Annotated in this window: 17 protein-coding genes; 5 read left to right on the top strand and 12 right to left on the bottom strand. The window is 68.1% G+C overall.

Annotated features, from left to right (window positions below):
• Positions 1–75: 75 nt before the first annotated feature.
• The 7 genes from fabG1 to LTT66_RS26240 form a co-directional block, all read right to left on the bottom strand.
• The gene (fabG1, locus tag LTT66_RS26265; RefSeq protein ID WP_181722410.1) at positions 76–792 is read right to left on the bottom strand and encodes a 3-oxoacyl-ACP reductase FabG1; all 717 of its coding nucleotides are present in this window, start codon (positions 790–792) and stop codon (positions 76–78) included.
• 278 nt (positions 793–1,070) lie between these two features.
• A complete protein-coding gene (locus LTT66_RS37495) occupies positions 1,071–1,310 on the bottom strand; it encodes a peptidase inhibitor family I36 protein (protein WP_408638675.1) in 240 nt (79 codons plus the stop codon).
• Positions 1,311–1,492: 182 nt separating this feature from the next.
• Complete coding sequence (locus LTT66_RS26260; RefSeq protein ID WP_181722412.1) at positions 1,493–2,494, bottom strand: VWA domain-containing protein; 1,002 nt, start codon at positions 2,492–2,494, stop codon at positions 1,493–1,495.
• On the bottom strand, positions 2,491–3,444 hold the full coding sequence (locus LTT66_RS26255; RefSeq protein WP_043693557.1) for a DUF58 domain-containing protein: 954 nt from the start codon (positions 3,442–3,444) through the stop codon (positions 2,491–2,493). The genes LTT66_RS26260 and LTT66_RS26255 overlap by 4 nt, the downstream gene beginning before the upstream one ends.
• A 32-nt stretch (positions 3,445–3,476) precedes the next feature.
• Positions 3,477–4,664 (bottom strand): AAA family ATPase, encoded by a 1,188-nt coding sequence (locus LTT66_RS26250; protein WP_233061064.1) that lies wholly within the window; start codon positions 4,662–4,664, stop codon positions 3,477–3,479.
• A 133-nt stretch (positions 4,665–4,797) separates the two neighbouring features.
• On the bottom strand, positions 4,798–6,216 hold the full coding sequence (locus tag LTT66_RS26245; protein ID WP_233061063.1) for an NlpC/P60 family protein: 1,419 nt from the start codon (positions 6,214–6,216) through the stop codon (positions 4,798–4,800).
• Between the two features lie 455 nt (positions 6,217–6,671).
• Positions 6,672–7,265 carry an Rv1476 family membrane protein gene (locus LTT66_RS26240; protein ID WP_233061062.1) on the bottom strand — a complete coding sequence of 198 codons (594 nt, stop codon included), beginning with the start codon at positions 7,263–7,265 and terminating at the stop codon, positions 6,672–6,674.
• A 287-nt stretch (positions 7,266–7,552) separates the two neighbouring features.
• Between LTT66_RS26240 and acnA the strand changes: the two genes are divergently transcribed.
• Together acnA and LTT66_RS26230 are read left to right on the top strand one after the other, a co-directional pair.
• A complete protein-coding gene (acnA, locus tag LTT66_RS26235) occupies positions 7,553–10,372 on the top strand; it encodes an aconitate hydratase AcnA (protein ID WP_233061061.1) in 2,820 nt (939 codons plus the stop codon).
• Between the two features lie 311 nt (positions 10,373–10,683).
• Positions 10,684–11,250 carry a TetR/AcrR family transcriptional regulator gene (locus tag LTT66_RS26230; RefSeq protein WP_039798681.1) on the top strand — a complete coding sequence of 189 codons (567 nt, stop codon included), beginning with the start codon at positions 10,684–10,686 and terminating at the stop codon, positions 11,248–11,250.
• Between the two features lie 95 nt (positions 11,251–11,345).
• Here the strand turns inward: LTT66_RS26230 and LTT66_RS26225 are convergent, their stop codons facing one another.
• Both LTT66_RS26225 and LTT66_RS26220 read right to left on the bottom strand, forming a co-directional pair.
• Positions 11,346–12,140, bottom strand: a complete 795-nt coding sequence (locus LTT66_RS26225; protein WP_233061060.1) for a hypothetical protein — start codon at positions 12,138–12,140, stop codon at positions 11,346–11,348.
• A 161-nt stretch (positions 12,141–12,301) separates the two neighbouring features.
• Entirely contained in the window at positions 12,302–12,808 is a 507-nt protein-coding gene (locus tag LTT66_RS26220) for a MarR family winged helix-turn-helix transcriptional regulator (protein ID WP_181722418.1), read from the bottom strand.
• A 70-nt stretch (positions 12,809–12,878) separates the two neighbouring features.
• On the opposite strand from LTT66_RS26220, the gene LTT66_RS26215 reads away from it, so the two are divergent.
• From LTT66_RS26215 to LTT66_RS26205, 3 genes are all read left to right on the top strand, one after another.
• Complete coding sequence (locus LTT66_RS26215; RefSeq protein ID WP_233061059.1) at positions 12,879–13,382, top strand: cupin domain-containing protein; 504 nt, start codon at positions 12,879–12,881, stop codon at positions 13,380–13,382.
• Between the two features lie 398 nt (positions 13,383–13,780).
• A complete protein-coding gene (locus LTT66_RS26210; protein WP_181722420.1) occupies positions 13,781–14,236 on the top strand; it encodes a hypothetical protein in 456 nt (151 codons plus the stop codon).
• Between the two features lie 44 nt (positions 14,237–14,280).
• Positions 14,281–15,210: a hypothetical protein gene (locus LTT66_RS26205; RefSeq protein ID WP_233061058.1), complete on the top strand. Its 930-nt coding sequence runs from the start codon at positions 14,281–14,283 to the stop codon at positions 15,208–15,210.
• On the opposite strand, the gene LTT66_RS26200 is transcribed toward LTT66_RS26205, so the two are convergent.
• The 3 genes from LTT66_RS26200 to LTT66_RS26190 all read right to left on the bottom strand — a co-directional run bounded on the left by LTT66_RS26200 (position 15,204) and on the right by LTT66_RS26190 (position 17,800).
• The gene (locus tag LTT66_RS26200; protein ID WP_233061057.1) at positions 15,204–15,776 is read right to left on the bottom strand and encodes a dihydrofolate reductase family protein; all 573 of its coding nucleotides are present in this window, start codon (positions 15,774–15,776) and stop codon (positions 15,204–15,206) included. The genes LTT66_RS26205 and LTT66_RS26200 overlap by 7 nt on opposite strands.
• A gap of 80 nt (positions 15,777–15,856) precedes the next feature.
• The gene (locus LTT66_RS26195) at positions 15,857–16,087 is read right to left on the bottom strand and encodes a helix-turn-helix domain-containing protein (RefSeq protein WP_043693584.1); all 231 of its coding nucleotides are present in this window, start codon (positions 16,085–16,087) and stop codon (positions 15,857–15,859) included.
• Between the two features lie 81 nt (positions 16,088–16,168).
• Positions 16,169–17,800: an ABC-F family ATP-binding cassette domain-containing protein gene (locus LTT66_RS26190; RefSeq protein WP_195064171.1), complete on the bottom strand. Its 1,632-nt coding sequence runs from the start codon at positions 17,798–17,800 to the stop codon at positions 16,169–16,171.
• Positions 17,801–17,834: the final 34 nt, after the last annotated feature.

The raw sequence follows: 17,834 nt of genomic DNA, 5'->3' as shown, positions 1-17,834 counted from the left end.
TCGGTTCTCCTGAAATTCGAATGTGGGGGTTGGCTACGGGCGGCCGTGACCGCCCGCACTAGGCGTACGGGGTGGTCAGTGGCCCATGCCCATGCCGCCGTCGACGGGGATCACCGCGCCGGAGACGTAGGCGGAATCCTCGGAAGCCAGGAAGCTGACCACGGCCGCGATGTCTTCCGGCTGGCCGAGCCGCTGCAGGGGAATGAACTTCTTCGCCATGTCGCGCATGTCCTCGGGCAGGTCAGCGGTCATGTCGGTCTCGATGAAGCCAGGGGCGACGACATTGGCGGTGATCGAGCGCGAGCCGAGCTCACGGGTGATCGAGCGGGCCAGACCGATCACACCGGCCTTGGAGGAGGCGTAGTTGATCTGGCCGGCTTGGCCGCTCATGCCGACCACCGACCCGAGAAAGATCATCCGGCCCCAGCGCGCGCGCAGCATCGCGCGGTTGGCCCGCTTGGCGCACCGGAACGCGCCGGTCAGGTTGGCGTCGAGCACCTTGGTGAACTGCTCCTCGGTCATCCGCATGAGCAGCGTGTCGTCGGTGATGCCCGCGTTGGCCACGAGCACTTCGACCGCACCCTGATGCGCCTCCACCTCGGCGAACGCGCGGTCCACCGATTCGCTGTCGGTCACATCGCATTTCACACCGAACAGACCGTCCGGCACCCCCGACCCACGATGCGTGACGGCCACCTTGTGACCGTCGGCAAGCAGACGCTGCGCGACCGCGAGTCCGATGCCGCGGTTACCGCCGGTCACCAGGACCGAGCGTGACGTTGTGTTCGACATGGGCTAAACCTACCTGGTCGAGGTGATCACAGCGGAGCGGGCACCGATGGTCGAGGTGATGACACATGATCCGGCGTCGCTGCTCGAGCGATATCACCCAGCCGATCCGCCGACGCACCCGGGATCATCACCGAGCACCGGTCATAACCACGATCCGCTCACGCGATGCCGCCGGCTCGTCGCCGCGAGTTCCGCGACGGCGAGCGAACGAAAATCAGGCCGCATGCGCGCAGAATGCCACGCACACGGCCCGATCGCGAGCTCGGTCGATCACCGAATCAGCACTGCCTGCACCAATGAATCGAGTAAGCGTCGAATCCGAGGTCCGAATACGACGTGCGGCCGTTCGTGTGGCGACCGTTGCAGTCCGAGCTCTCCCAGAAGGTCAGCGACTGACCACTCCTGTTCACTACCGAACGAGCGGCTCCTCCCTCCGGATAGGCCACCACACACGAGGTCGCGTTGACCACCGGACGCCACTCCAGCATCTTGCCGGTGTAGTTCGCTCCCGTCCACATACAGACGCTCCCGTTCGGGCATGACGGCGCGGCGGCCGCTTCCGGTGCTCCGACGAGAAACATCGCAGTGAAAATGGCTGCTGCGGACGCGATTATGGTACGCATCGATACTCCCTCCCTGACGATACGGGCCGAGCGTACCGGGACTCCTCTTGGCGGACAACATCTTTCCGCCGCTTCGACTACGGCAGCCGTTGCCGATAGAGCAGACCTGTGACGATTCCCGTCGCGACGAGCAGCAGGCCTAGCAACAGCCACGGTCGGCTCGCGTCACCCCGGGTCAGCTCGAATCCGATCTGTTCCTCGAGCGTGTTGTACACCTTCGTCAACTCGTCGAAGGAAGCCGCCGTGTAGAACTCTCCGCCACTCAGACGCGCGATTTCCCGCATCGCGTCGTCATCGACCTTGACTTCCACGCGATCGCGCGTCCCGTCCTCGCGCGGAATCTCGACGACTCCCCAGGCAGTGCCGAAGGAAATGGTCGAGATCGGAATATTCTTGGTCTTCGCCAGCCGGGCCGCGACGTACTCGTGCCGAGGATTGTCGTAGTCCTTGAAATCCGGAACGGTCTGTTTACCGTCCGACATGAGCACGATCCGGGCAGGCGGGGGCTCCTGGCCGCCGCCGAGTACCGAAGCGAGAGTCTGTATCGCCTGTAGCGCGGTGTGGATCCCTTCGCCGGTGGCGGTGCGCTCGGCAAGCCGGACGTTGTCTATCGCGGCTTTGACCGATTCGTGGTTGGTCGTGGGCGAGACCATCACCGAGGCGGTGCCTGCGAAGGTGACGAACCCGATGTTCACGCCCTCGGGCAGCCCGTCGACGAAGTCCTTGCCCGCCTGCTTGGCGACCTGGATGCGGCTCGGGGCCACGTCGGTCGCCTCCATCGACAGCGACACGTCCATCACCAGCATGACGGTCGCCCGATTGCGCGGCACCTTCTTGACCGCGGTGGGCCCCGCGGCGGCGACGGTGAGGAACACCAGGCCGACCAGCAGCAGCGCGACGGCCACGTGGCGGAACGGGCTCGGCCGCGACGGAGCGACCTTCTCCAGCAGCTCCATGTTGGTGAACTTCAACATGTGCTTGCGCCGGTTGCGCTGCACCAGGACGTAGCCGAGCGCAATCAGCGCGATGACGGCGAGGAATCCGAGCCAGATCTGTGCGGTGAAATGCGAAATACTCACTGACGTGGCACCCGCCCGGTCGGGGCGCCGAAGCTGTGGCGCCGGGTGGACACGAACCGGACCACGTCGGCGATCCAGTCCCGATCGGTTCGCAGGGTCAGCACCGGAGCGCCGCAGCTGCGCAGGGCCTGTTCGACCTGCTCACGGTGGCGCTGGGCGGCGGCCGCGAAATCGGCGCGCAAACTGGAGGTCACGCTGAACTCGCGGGTGCGCCCGGTCTCCGGGTCGTGCAGCACGACGTCGCCGATGTCGGGCAGCGACAGGTCGCGCGGGTCGAGCACTTCGACCGCCAGCAGATCGTGCCTGGCCGAGATCGCGCGTAACGACCGCTGCCAGTCGATGTCACCCAGAAAGTCGCTGATGATCACCGCGAGTCCGCGTTTGCGCTGGGGACGGCGCAGCGATTCGATGCCGCCACGCAGGTCGCCGCGCACACCGTCGCGCGCGTGCGGCGTGGTCGCGATGCTGCGCAGCAGCGACTGGGCGTGCACCCGCCCGCCGCGCGCCGGGATACGGGTCAACCGTTCGCCGGTGGCGACGACCGCGCCGATCCGGTTGCCGCCGCCGCTGGTCAGATGGGTGATCGCGGCCGCGGCGGCGATCGCGAGATCGCGCTTCTGACAGGCGGCGGTGCCGAAGTCGAGGCTGGCCGACAGATCGACGACCATCCAGGTCTCCAGCTCCCGATCGGCGATCATCTGCCGCACGTGCGGATGGGTGGTCCGGGCGGTGACCGACCAATCCATCTGGCGGACGTCGTCACCCGGCTGGTAGGCGCGCGCCTCCCCCGGCTCGGAGCCGGGCCCGGGAATGAGACCGAGATGATCACCGTGCAGCACGCCGTCGAGCCTGCGGCGCACGGTGAGTTCGAGGGTCTTGAGCGCGACCGTGAGCCTGGGGTCGGTCAGCTCCCCCGCGTGGAAGGACGGCGGTGCGTGGGACGATGACATCGGCACTGGCGCAACCGAATCCGATGCGGAGGTCACTTCGGCGGGAGGGTGCCCGCGGGCTGCGACTGCTGCCCGTTGGGCGGCTGGGGCACCGCCTGCTGCGGCGAGGGCGGCTGCGGAATCTGCTGTTGCTGCCCGGCGCCCTGCGCCGGGGCGGCGGGCGCGCCCGGCGCGACGGCCTGCGGGGCGACCTGCGGCATGCCGACGGTCTGCAGAACACGCTTGATCACGTCTTCCGGGCTGATCTCGTCGGCGAGCGCGTCGTAGGACAGCACCAGACGATGACGCAACACGTCCGGAATCACTTCGACGACGTCCTGCGGCACCACGTAGTCGCGGCCGCGGATCAGCGCGACCGCACGAGCCGCGGCGATGATGCCGAGGCTGGCGCGCGGCGAGGCGCCGTAGGAGATCCAGCTGGCCACATCCTGCATGCCGAAATCGGCCGGCTTGCGGGTCGCCGCGATCACCCGGACCACGTAGTCGACCAGGGCATGGTGCACGAAGGTGTTGGCCGCGACCTTCTGCAGGCGGATCAGTTCCTCCGGCTCCAGGATCCGGCCCGCCTCCGGCGGGGTGACGCCCATCCGGTAGATGATCTCGCGCTCCTCCTCCACCGACGGGTAGTCGACGACGACCTTGAACAGGAAGCGGTCGCGCTGCGCCTCGGGCAGCGGGTACACGCCCTCGCTCTCGATCGGGTTCTGCGTCGCCATGACCAGGAACGGGTCGGGCATCGGGTAGGTCTTGCCGCCGATCGACACGTGCCGCTCGGCCATCACCTCGAGCAGCGCCGACTGCACCTTGGCTGGCGCGCGGTTGATCTCGTCGGCGAGCACGAAGTTCGCGACGACCGGGCCGAGTTCGGTGTCGAACTGCTCGCGGCCCTGCCGGTAGATGCGGGTACCGATGAGGTCGGTGGGCACCAGGTCGGGCGTGAACTGGACGCGGGAGAACGAGCCGCCGACCACCTTGGCGAAGGTCTCCACCGCGAGCGTCTTCGCGATGCCGGGAACACCTTCCAGCAGGACGTGACCACGCGCGAGCACGCCGACGAGCAGTCGCTCGACCAGGCGGTCCTGGCCCACGATCACCCGCTTGACCTCGTAGATCGCCTTCTCCAGGGTCTGGACGTCACGCTCGAGGGTGCTGGGCGTGGAAACCGGCACATCCTTCGCCGAGTTCGCTCCGCTCACACCGTCCGTCGAAGTCACCAACATCCCCGCTTTCGCCTTGGTCCTGTGCGTGCTGCCACAACTATTCCAGGTAATCACCGCCTGTGCCGCAACCGGACCCGACAGAATGGGAATTCGGCGGTCCCGCGGCCCAGCGCGATACCCGGAATGTCCGATATCAGGAGACGATGCGCACCGCGAACGGCATGATGCCGCCCTCCCGGACCGGGGACACTTTGACCACGTCGCCGGACTCCGGCGCCTCCACCATCTTCCCGTCGCCGAGATACAGCGCCACGTGCTGACTGCCGTTCGGCCCCCAGAACAGCATGTCGCCGCGTTCGCGATCGCCGACCGGCACCCGGGTGCCCGCGTTGTACTGGTAGCCGCTGTAGTGCGGCAGCGAGACGCCGATGCCGGCGAACGCGTAGACCATCAACCCGGAGCAGTCGAAGCCCACCTTGTCGTAGTCGCCGTGCCGGTCGGCGACGCCGCCGTCGCGGATGCCGAGGGTCGGCCCGTCCTCGTCGCCGCCGCCCCACGCGTAGGTGACGCCCAGTTGCGACATGGCGCGATCGACCACGATCTCGATCGCCGACGAGCCTCCCACCGACGGCGGGTTCGGCCGGGGCGCGCTGCGCCGCGGCGGTGGGGCGTCCTCCAACTGGGTGTGCGGGCGCTTGCCGGCGCTGAGCTCGGCGGCGCGGTCGCGGGCGGCCCGGTCGGCGGCCGCGCGGTCGGCGGCCGCCGCGGCGGCGGCGCGGACCGCGGCCTCCTCCGCTTTGCGCAGCGCGTCCCAGGCCAGGTAGGCGTCGCGCTGGTCCTGTAGCCCTGCCACGTTCCGCCGCGCCTGATCCAGCCGGCCTTGGGCGTCGTGGCGCAGGCGCAGCAGGCCGTCGCGCTGCGCGGTCTGCTGGTCGAGTTCGGTCTTGGCCGCGGCGACCGCGTTCTCGGCGTCGGTCTTGCGCGCGGCGGCGGTGGCGGCGGCCGCGTCGGCGTCCGACTTCGCCCGCCGGGCGCTGGAGTTCTTGTTGCCATGGTCGATCTGCGCGCGCCGCAGGCCGTCCAGCACCTGCTGGCGATTCTTGGAGACCAGGTCCAGCAGCTGCGCCCGGTCCAGCGCGACCGCCGGGGTGGCCGCCGCGAGGTAGGTGACCATCGAGTCGGAGCCGGGCCGGGTATAGACCTGGGTGGCGAACTGGTCGAAGTTGCGCCGCGCCTGGCCGACCTGTTCCGCGGCGTCGGCCAAGGCGAGCTGGGTGTCGACCACCACGGCGGCGGCCGCGTCCGCGGCGTCGCGCGCGTTCTGCAGGTCGACCAGCGCCTTGTTGACGTCTTCGCGGCGCTGCGCGACCACCTCGTCGAGCTGCCGCAGCTGGTGGTCGACCGCGGCGACCTGGTTGATCAGGGTGCCGACCTCGGCCACACCGGCGTCGACCTGTGCGCCCGCCTGGGCGATCTGGCCGTCGCTGGGATTTGGCGGAGCAGGCGGCACGGCAGCGACCGGCCCGGTCGTGACCACTACAGCGACCGAGATCAGCAATCCCACAGCGACCGATAGTCGGCGCCGGTAGGTCGGCGCGCCATTGTTGCGCATCACACCTCCAAGGACCGGATTCCGGTAATCCTCGAGGGCATCAGGCGAACCATGACGCACTGTGGTCGACAGATGGCCTCTGAAAACACTTATTCCCCATCAGGGACCATTCGAACCGTAAGACACTTCCGTCACCGACGAAACAACATTCACGCAACTATGCGCCCAGGATTCTTGATTGCTAGAAGTTTGCTAATCACCGCAGCTGATTCAGCGAGCCACAGCAGACCAACCGTTCGGAAAATCAACTGCCCAGAAACCGATAGCCCGGTTGGCTCCCAGAAGCGGGCAGGGGTGACCTTCACATCGAGCGAAGGTCACGGCGGACTCACACTGGTGCGACAGAGGTATCCGCCTCGGCAATTCCCGACAGCCGTGGTCGATCGGGGCGAAGGACAATCCGGCGAGGATCGAGTCGGCCTCAGCCGAGCGCGCCGAGGCGCGCTGTGCCGAACTCAGCTGGTACGCGCGTCGGGCGACTCGCCCTCCGCCGCCCGCCGATCGCTCGCGACTCGCACCGGCGCCGCCTCGCCGGCCGCTCGCCGGGCCTTGACCCAATACAGTCCCGCGATGGCCACCACCGTCCCGGCCAGCAGCGCGCTGGTGATCGCGGTCCACGACACCGACTCCGGCGCCTCCAGGCGGGCCGCGAAGATGCTCGCGGCCTCCCCGCTCTTGCCCTGCGTGCCCTTCGCGGCGTCCTCGGCCCATTCCAGCCGTACCCGGCTGATCGAATCGCTGTAGGTGCCGATCCAGTCGTCACTGAAGACGACGACGGTGCCGTGCTGCGTCTTGCCCACCTCGGTGGCCAGGTCCCGTAGGCTCGAGTCGTGTCCTGGATTGCCGGGGACGACCACGATGCTCAGCGGGATTCCCTGCGATCGCGCCTCCGCGGCGATGGCGGCCAACTCGGGCTCGTCCTTGCCGGTCAGCGTCGCGACGTGATCATCGGCCAGGTCGGCGGTGAGCGAGCGAACGGTGTCGGCGGTCACATTGGGCGGCAGTTCGGCGGCCATAGGGGCGAAAACCGAGTTGTGCGGGGCGGTCATCTTCCATCCGGTCTGTCGAGCCGCATCGGCAACCGAAGCGACGGGCATCCAACACTGCAGGGTCGAGCGAGGTCCCCCTTGCTGGCTCGAAAGCACAGTACGCGACGGAGTGTCGCATCACGCGAGCGCGGCACGCCGAACCGCCCCCTGGTATTTCACAGGACAAGCGTACTGTTAAGGTCGTAGGCGCGAGGAACCTGCGCCCCAGCGGCGCCGGAGCACCTCCGAAGACTCGGTCGCCGGCACAGCCCCGCCGGCGGCCGCCCTCACAGACGAGTGGAGCTGACGTGACGACAAGTATCGATACTTTCGGCGCCAAGGGCACCCTCGAGGTGGGAAGCAACTCCTACGAGATCTTCCGCCTCTCCGCCGTGCCCGGCACCGAGAAACTCCCCTACGCACTGAAGGTCCTCGCGGAGAATCTCCTCCGCACCGAGGACGGCGCCAACATCACCGCAGATCATATTCGCGCCATCGCGAAATGGGATCCGTCGGCGCAGCCGAACACCGAGATCCAGTTCACCCCCGCCCGCGTGATCATGCAGGACTTCACCGGCGTGCCGTGCATCGTCGACCTCGCCACCATGCGCGAGGCCGTGGCCACCCTGGGCGGCGACCCGGACAAGGTGAACCCGCTCGCCCCCGCCGAGATGGTCATCGACCACTCCGTCATCATCGACGTCTTCGGCCGCGCCGACGCCTTCGAGCGCAACGTCGACATCGAGTACCAGCGCAACGGTGAGCGCTACCAGTTCCTGCGCTGGGGCCAGACCGCGTTCGACGACTTCAAGGTCGTCCCGCCCAGCACCGGCATCGTGCACCAGGTCAACATCGAGCACTTGGCCCGCGTCGTCATGGTCCGCAACGGCCAGGCCTACCCCGACACCTGCGTCGGCACCGACTCGCACACCACCATGGTCAACGGCCTCGGCGTCCTCGGCTGGGGCGTCGGCGGCATCGAGGCCGAGGCGGCCATGCTCGGCCAGCCCGTCTCGATGCTGATCCCGCGCGTGGTCGGCTTCAAGCTGACCGGCGAGATCAACCCGGGCGTGACCGCGACCGACGTGGTGCTCACTGTCACCGACATGCTGCGCAAGCACGGCGTGGTCGGCAAGTTCGTCGAGTTCTACGGCAAGGGCGTGGCCGAGGTGCCGCTGGCCAACCGCGCCACCCTCGGCAACATGAGCCCCGAATTCGGTTCCACGGCCGCGATCTTCCCGATCGATGAGGTGACCGTCGAGTACCTGCGCCTGACCGGCCGCTCCGACGAGCAGGTCGCGCTGGTCGAGGCGTACGCCAAGGAGCAGGGCCTCTGGCACGACGCCGACACCGAACCCGCCTACTCCGAGTACCTCGAACTGGATCTGAGCACCGTGGTGCCGTCCATCGCGGGCCCGAAGCGGCCGCAGGACCGGATCCTGTTGTCGGAGTCCAAGGTCGCGTTCCGCAAGGACATCCACAACTACACCAGCGACGCGGAGAGCGGCCCCGCCGCCGACACCCCGCACAGCAAGCTGGACGAGGCCGTGGAGGAATCCTTCCCGGCGAGCGACCCGGCCGTGCTGTCCTTCGCCGACGACGGCACCGAGTCGCTGGTGTCGGCCGCCAACGGCGCCGAGGGCCGTCCGTCCAAGCCGGTGGCGGTCCGCACCGAGGAGTACGGCGACTTCGTGCTCGACCACGGCGCCGTCGTGGTCGCCTCGATCACCTCCTGCACCAACACCTCCAACCCGTCGGTCATGATCGGCGCGGCCCTGCTGGCCCGCAACGCGGTGGAGAAGGGCCTGGCCCGCAAGCCGTGGGTGAAGACCTCCATGGCGCCGGGCTCACAGGTCGTCAACGGCTACTACGAGAAGGCCGGCCTGTGGCCGTACCTGGACAAGCTGGGCTTCAACCTGGTCGCGTTCGGTTGCGCCACCTGCATCGGCAACACCGGCCCGCTGCCCGAGGAGATCTCGAAGGCGGTCAACGACAACGACCTCACCGTCACCGCGGTACTGTCGGGCAACCGCAACTTCGAAGGCCGCATCTCCCCCGACGTGAAGATGAACTACCTGGCCTCCCCGCCGCTGGTCATCGCCTACGCGCTCGCGGGAACCATGGACTTCGACTTCGAGAACGACCCGCTGGGCCAGGACACCGAGGGCAACGATGTCTTCCTGAAGGACATCTGGCCCGCGCCGCAGGAGATCCAGGACACCATCGACCGGGTCATCAGCCGCGACATGTTCCTCGAGGACTACAAGGACGTCTTCCGGGGCGACGAGCGCTGGCGTGGCCTGCCCACGCCGGAGGGCAAGACCTTCGAGTGGGATCCGCAGTCCACCTACGTGCGCAAGCCTCCGTACTTCGAGGGCATGCCGCAGACGCCGGAGCCGGTCACCGACATCAAGGGCGCCCGGGTGCTCGCACTGCTCGGCGACTCGGTCACCACCGACCACATCTCCCCGGCGGGCAACATCAAGCCGGGCACCCCGGCCGCCCAGTACCTGGAGGCCAACGGCGTCGAGCGCAAGGACTACAACTCCTACGGCTCGCGCCGCGGCAACCACGAGGTGATGATCCGCGGCACCTTCGCCAACATCCGGCTGCGCAACCAGCTGCTCGACGACGTCTCCGGTGGCTACACCCGCGACTTCACCCAGGACGGCGGCCCCCAGGCGTTCATCTACGACGCGTCGCAGAACTACCAGGCCGCGGGCATCCCGCTGGTCGTGCTCGGCGGCAAGGAGTACGGCTCGGGATCCTCGCGTGACTGGGCCGCCAAGGGCACCAGCCTGCTGGGCGTGCGGGCCGTCATCACCGAGTCGTTCGAGCGCATCCACCGCTCCAACCTCATCGGCATGGGCGTCATCCCGCTGCAGTTCCCGGCGGGCGAGTCGGCCGCGTCGCTGAAGCTGGACGGCACCGAGACCTTCGACATCGAGGGCATCACCCAGCTGAACGAGGGTGTCACCCCGAAGACCCTGAAGGTCACCGCGACCAAGGAGAACGGTGACAAGATCACCTTCGACGCGGTCGTGCGGATCGACACCCCCGGTGAGGCCGACTACTACCGCAACGGCGGCATTCTGCAGTACGTGCTGCGCAACATGATCAGGGCCTGATTGCGCCGCCTTCGGCGGCGCGTGTTCGCGCCTCTGAAGTCTCGTGTTCGCGCGCCCAGGACTCGCGCCTGCGGCGCACGCGCTTCGGGCACGCGAACACGAGACGGGCGCGAACGTCGCTCGTAACACTCGCTCCCGGCGGAGTCGCGATCGCGCAAGCGGCCGCATCTCCGCGAGCACCTGGGTTGTCAGTCCCCGGCGCGCCGTCATCGCGGTCGCTCGGATCACTGCTCGTCTCGCTCGTACTGTGAGAACCCCCGCATCGGTGGACCGTCGATGCGGGGGTCCGTGTTTCCCCACTGGAGGATTCCGTGCCCAAGGTCAGTGACGATCACCTCGCCGCCCGGCGCAGCCAGATTCTGGACGGCGCACGCCGTTGCTTCGCCGAATACGGCTACGACGGCGCCACCGTGCGCCGCCTCGAGGAGGAGATCGGGCTATCCAGGGGCGCCATCTTCCACCACTTCCGGGACAAGGACGCGCTGTTCCTCGCCCTCGCCCAGGAAGACGCCGAACGCATGGCCGACGTCGCGGCCAACCAGGGCATCGTGCAGGTGATGCGCGACATGCTCGCCCACCCGGAGCAGTTCAACTGGCTCGGCACGCGATTGGAGATCGCGCGGCGGCTGCGTACCGATCCCGAATTCCGGGCAGGCTGGACCCAGCGTTCGGCCGAGCTCACCGCGGCCACCCTGGCCCGGCTGGAACGGCGCAAGGCCGCGGGCGCGCTGCGTGACGACGTGCCCACCGACGTCCTGCTCGGCTACCTCGACCTCGTCCTCGACGGACTGATCGCCCGGATCGCCTCCGGGCACACCAACGAGAACCTCTCCGCCGTCTTGGATCTCGTCGAAGCTTCGGTTCGTCGCAAGCAGTGAGCGCTCCCCCGCCGCTGCGGGTCTCGGGCCGTGCCGGTCGGATGGCGCAGGATTCGCGGCGGCGGGGGCGCGTCAGTGCTTGCGGAGGGGGATGCTCAGAACGTCGTATTGATGTACTCCGCGGCATGCGTTGTCCACGGGACGTTCGTCCCCGGCATGTGCTGGTGGTTGTAGAGGACGTGCTGGCCGTAGGGCCAGGGGGTGAGATAGCCGACGACGCCGCGGACCGCGGCGGTGTAGCGGTCGAGGTTGCCGATCGGGTCGCGCAGCAGGATCTCGAGCAGTTCGGCGAAGATCAGCGGCGCGACGTCGCCGATGCGAGCCCCTTCGACGAACGAGAACGGCGAGATACCCACGTCGATGATGCGCAGCGGGGAATTCGACGGGGACGCGGTGATGATGTCGCCGGGGTTGGCGTATTCGCGCACCGCCACCGAGGCCGGCCACGCGCCCCGCTGCCCGTGCAGGCCGAAGGTGTTCGCCGGGCAGAGATTTCCGACCGACTGCCCGGCCCGGCGCAAGGGGTTGGCGATGCCGACCACAAAAGCGATCTCCAACGGCGTGCCGTCGACGTTCTTGTACTTTCCCGACTGGACGCCCTCCAGGATCCGGCTGGCGCAGATGCCGCCGAGCGAATAGCTCAGCAGCCCGCAGACGTTCGGCGAGTCCTGGATCGCCTGCACGCCCGCGGCGATGCCGCGCCGCACCGAGGTCTCCAGCGAAGGCCCCCATGCCTCCGGCACGGGGCCCACCGAAGCGGGCCAATCCGGTTCGAAGCAGCTGAACTTGCCGGTGTCGAGTAATTTCGTGACGTCGTGCAGCATGCCCGCGGGCGTTCCGTCGGAGTTGCGCGGCTCGCCGGTGCCGCGGAAAGTGATGATGTCGATCATCGTGTCCTCCTTGCCCCAACCGCACCGACCCCTTCGGCACGGAATCTCAAGGTAGACCCGGGCGACCCCGCTGACACGAGTATCGGGCTACCTCATCGCGGCACGAGTTCTCCCACGTAGAGCGGGATTCGGTGGGTCGGTGGCTGCGCGAGCTACCGCCGCTACGCGCCCGGTTCCATGCTGCTCAGCAGAATTCGCGCGATCCGGTCCAGTTCTGTCCGTTCCGCTACGGTGAGCACGGACAGCATCCGGGTCTCGTTCGCGACGTGCTCGGTGACCACCCGGTCCACCAGTTCCCGCCCTGCCTCGGTGAGGGCCACGCGTACCGCTCTGCGGTCCTGCGCGTCCGCGACCCGCCGCACCAGCCCGGCCGACTCCAGCCGGTCCAGCCGTCCGGTCATGCCCGCCCGGGAGAGCATCAGCGTGTCGGCCAGCACCGACGGGTTGAGCTCGCACGGCTCGCCCGAACGGCGCAGCGCGGCAAGCACATCGAACTCGCCGCGCTGCAGGCCGTGCTTACCGAACACCGCCTCGATCTCGCGCTGCGCCACCAGCAACAGCCTGCCCAGGCGCCCGATCACGCCCATCGCCTCGAGGTCGAGGTCCGGACGTTCGCGCCCCCACTGCGCCACGATCGCGTCGACGGCGTCCGTTTTTCGCTCGGTCATGGACAGGATTCTATTCGCCGGGATATAGTTCGCTAGCGAATTATCAATCACCGAACTAATGGAGATCGAGATGGCCATCCCCACCCCGCGCAAGGACGTCGCGATCCGGCAGCCGCAGGACGCGGAGATCCTGCGCACGACGGCGGTCACCCTGCGCCTGCTGATCGACGCCGAAGAGGCAGGCGGCGGGCTCAGCACGCTCGAGGTCACCATGGATCGCGGAGCGGACGGCGCGGCGCCGCACTATCACACGCGTTCCGACGAGCTGTTCTATGTCACCGAGGGCGAATTGCAACTGCTGGCCGGTGACCGGATCGTCACCGTCGGCGCGGGCGGTTCGATCGTGGTGCCGAAGTTCATGCCGCACGCCTTCGGCGCCGCGCCGGACAGCACGGCACGGATTCTGATCGCGCTCACTCCCGGCGTGCAGCGGTTCGAGTACTTCCGGCTGCTGGAACGGATGGCCGCGGGCGAAGCCACGATCGCCGATCTCGCCGCCGCGCAGGACGAGTTCGACAACCACTTCATCGATGCCCCCGCCTGGTGGGCGGAGCGCAACGCGAACCGCAGTTGAGCTCGCGGGACTCCCGGATTTGTTGGGCCAATGGAATTCGAGCAGAGAGATGACGAAGCGCCGCCCATACGGGCGGAAGAAATACGATGCCGCGCGCGGAAGCGGTCGTCTCCGGGCGGTCCGCACCTCCGCCGCGGGGCGCGAAAGTACAGATGCACAGCCGCCAATATCGGGCTATGGGCACCCTCACGCAGCGCGTCGGAATAGCTCGATGATTGCGCCGTACGCGTTCCCAGACTACCGGAAATCTTTCGGTCCTCGGCGCTTATCGATCGGAATTCGGTTTGCCGCAGGCCGGGAAATCTCGCGATCCGAGCCGACGAAGACCCTTGCCGCGATATGATCGCTCACACGCTTGGGGGTCGTGGCAAATCGTGAGCAGATCGGAGAAAAAGGCTATGACCGACGCAATCCACCTTCCCGGGACGACGCCGAAAGGTGACCGCGTTCCTCCGCTCCAGGGTCTGCTGGTCGCGGAATCGGACCGCGAGATCAGCGTACGCGTCGCCGAGGGAACGTGGACGTTCTGTCGGTCGGATGTCTTGCGCGTGGTCGATTCCGCAGTGCCGCAGTCCGATCAGGACGGCCGCCCGGTGCTCGTGGACATCCGCGCGGGCGCCACCGCCGACTTCACCCGCAGGCTGCGCATCGACCTGATCGATCGGCCGATGACCATTCCGGAGTCGCCGTCGGAGGCGCTCGGCGACGACCAGTTGCGGCAGCTGACCGAAATCTGGGCCGACCGCCTGCAACTCGTCGACATCCCCGGCGTCAGCGGGGCGACCTTCACCTACTGCCAGACCAGGTCGATCGACGGCAGCGACGACGGCATCAACTGCGACAGCCTCGACTGAGCGGCAGGCGGATGGCCGCACGCCGGCGGAGTTCGGTTCTGATCGTGTCCGAATCCGATGATCTACACGCCACCGCGATGGCGGCGACGTTACGAGAACACCACGGGATCGGCCCGATCCAGCTCGACCTGCGCGATTTCCCCCGGGAGTCCGGCAGCTTCCGATTGGACCGGCTCGGCACCGCACGCTCGCTGTCGCACCTGATCGGCCTCGACGATGTCCGGTCGGTGTGGTGGCGGCGCCCGCATCCGGCGCGGGTGCCCGCGGGTGTCCGTGCCTCGGACAACGATTTTCGCCAGGCCGAGTGCGATGGATTCATCCAGGGCCTGCTGTGGTCCATTCCCGCTCACTGGGTCAACGACCCCGGGGCGGACCGCACCGCGGGACGCAAGATCGTGCAACTCGAGACGGCGCTGCGGGCCGGGTTCGCGGTGCCGGAGACGTTGATCACCAACGACCCGGACGAGGCGCGCAGCTTCGTCGAATCCCGGCCCGGCCCGGTCGTTTACAAGCGCACCGGCACCAGCCGGGCGGAGTTCGCCGAGACCAGGATCATCTCCAGGGACGATTTCGGCAGGCTGGCCGCGATCCGTTCGGCGCCGACGACCTTCCAGGACTACGTCGACGCCGTCTGCGACCTGCGGGTGGTGTGGGTGGACGGCGTCGAGTGGACCGTGCGTATCGACTCGCAGGCCGGCGTGGGCAAGGTCGACTCGCGCCTGGACACCTCGGTCGATTTCACGCCCGACCACCTGCCCGCCGCGGTGAGCAAGTCCCTGGCCACCTTGATGGGCGCGCTCGGGTTGTCCTTCGGTGTGCTCGACATACGGTTGGGCCGCAACGGGGAGTACTACTTTCTCGAGGTCAATCCGCAGGGCCAATTCGCCTACCTCGAGGTCAAGACCGGTCTGCCGATCTTTCGCAGCCTGGCCAACCTGCTGGTGGACGGTGACGGCACGGTGGCGGGCTACTGAGCCCGGCGATAGATCTGCAACAGCACGCCCGAGGCACGGAACGCCACGCTGTCCACCAGCCGCAGCCGCCGCGGCGCGACGCCCTCGAAAAGCGGGCTACCCGCGCCGAGCAGCACCGGAAACACCAGCAGCCGAAGCTCATCCACCGCGTCCAGACCCAGGAACTCCTGCGCGGTGCGGACACCGGCGAACACCACCACCGGCTTGCCGGAGCCGTTCTTCAGCTCCGCGATCTCGGCGGGCAGGTCCGCGCCGATCCGGCGCGCGGGCTGCCACGGCAGCTCCAGGTCCGGCCGGTGCGACAGCACGAGTTTCGGCAGGGCGTTGACCAGCGGCGCGAGCATCGCGTCCCCGGGCGTCGCCGGATGTCGTTGCGCGTCCGGCCAATACCCCGCGAGCAGCTCGTAGGAGGTGCGCCCGAAGATCTGGGCATCGACGCCGCCGAGCAGCTCGGCGAGGTAGGCGTCCAGTTCGGGGTCGTCGACTTCGATCCAGTCGAGCGCTCCGTCCGGGCCGGCCGCGTAGCCGTCCAGTGTCACCATGATCTGCAACAGCACGTTGCGCACCGCGAGGTTCCTTCCGTCGACAATGTGTCCTTATCGTGTCGACGGTCCTCGCGGCGCGAAGTCATCGCGCCGTCACGGCGTCATTGCACCTTGCGGCGATTGGCTCCACCCCGGCTGCGGAGCTGCACATGCGACTCCACCAGGACGTTGTGGATGAAACCGTAGGAGCGGCCGGTGGACCGCGCCAGGGACCGGATGCTCGCACCCGCCTCGTACTGTTTCTTCAGCTGGGTTTGTAGGCGGTCGCGTGACTTCCCGGTGACGCGTGTGCCCTTACCCAATGGGGCCTTGCTCTGTGGCCTGTCGCTCATGGCTTCCTCCGAGTCGCCGAGCAGCGTCTTTCCAGGCTAAGCACTCAGCTGGCCGTGATCAACGGGTTCCTGTGATGAAACTCACGCAAGCTGAATAAGTTCCAGATATTCGGCCGACCAATGGTCTTCTGTCCCGTCCGGAAGCAGGATCACGCGTTCCGGAGACAACGCCTCCGCTGCGCCCGGATCGTGGGTCACCAGCACCACGGCGCCTGCGTAGGTGCGCAGGGCGTCGAGCACCTGCTCCCGCGACACCGGGTCGAGGTTGTTCGTCGGCTCGTCGAGCAGCAGTACGTTCGCCGCCGAGGAGACCAGTCCGGCCAGCGCCAGACGGGTCTTCTCACCGCCGGACAGGGTGCCCGCCGGCTGGTCGAGCTGCGGACCGGAGAACATGAACGCGCCGAGCAACCCGCGCAGATCCTGCTCGCCCGCGTCCGGCGCGGCATGGCGGATGTTCTCCCACACGCTGGCGTTGTCGTCCAGGGTGTCGTGCTCCTGGGCGAAGTAGCCGACCTTCAGGCCGTGCCCGGGCACCAACCCGCCCGCCGTCGGCTGCTCGACACCCGCCAGCAGGCGCAGCAGCGTCGTCTTACCCGCGCCGTTGAGACCGAGCACCACCACCCGGCTGCCCCGGTCGATCGCGAGGTCGACGCCGGTGAAGATCTCCAGCGAGCCGTAGACCTTGGTCAGGTTCTCGGCCATCAGCGGCGTCTTGCCGCAGGCCGCGGGCTCCGGGAACTTGATCCGGGCGACCTTGTCGGCGACGCGCACGTCGTCCAGCTCGGCCAGCAGGCGATCGGCGCGCTTGGCCATGTTCTGCGCCGCAGTCGCTTTCGTGGCCTTGGCGCCGAGCTTGGCCGCCTGGGCGCGCAGCGCACTCGCCTTCTTCTCGGCGTTGGCGCGTTCGCGGCGCCTGCGCTGCTCGTCGGTGGCGCGCGCGTCCAGGTACTTCTTCCAGCCCATGTTGTAGACGTCGGCCTCGCCGCGCACGGCGTCCAGGAACCACACCTTGTTCACCACGTCGGCGAGCAGTTCCACGTCGTGACTGATCACGATCAGGCCACCGTCGTGGTTCTGCAGGAAACCGCGCAGCCAGGTGATCGAGTCGGCGTCGAGATGGTTGGTCGGCTCGTCCAGCAGCAGGATCGTGTCCGAGCGCCCGCCGCTGCCGTCGGAAGCCGCGAACAGGATGCGCGCCAATTCGATTCGGCGGCGCTGACCACCGGACAGGGTGCGCAACGCCTGGCCGAGCACCCGGTCGGGCAGACCGAGGCTGTGGCAGATGCGCGCCGCCTCGCTCTCGGCGACGTAGCCGCCGAGCGCCGAGAACCGTTCCTCGAGCCGGCCGTACTTGCGAACCGCCTTCTCGCGCTCGGCGTCGTCGGCGACCTCGGCCATCAGCGCCTGCTGCTTCTCCATCTCACGGATCAGCGTGTCCAGGCCGCGCGCGGACAGCACCCGGTCGCGGGCCAGCACGTCGAGATTGCCCTCGCGCGGGTCCTGGGGCAGGTAACCGATGTCGCTGGAGCGAAGAATCTTCCCGGCGTACGGCTCACCCTCACCGGCCAGGATCCGCAACGTGGTGGTCTTACCCGCACCGTTGCGCCCGACCAGCCCGATCCGGTCGCCCGCCTGCACCCGCAGCGCCGGTCCGGGAGCGGACAGCAGGGTGCGGACTCCGGCCCGGACCTCCAGGTCGGTCGCGGTGATCACAAATTTCTCCTCGCGGATCGTGGTGCTGGACGCG

It is taken from the genome of Nocardia gipuzkoensis (assembly GCF_021183645.1).
Classification (GTDB): domain Bacteria; phylum Actinomycetota; class Actinomycetes; order Mycobacteriales; family Mycobacteriaceae; genus Nocardia; species Nocardia abscessus.
The sequence above is the reverse complement of the archived record's forward strand: the minus strand, read 5'-3'. Positions and strand labels throughout refer to the sequence as shown.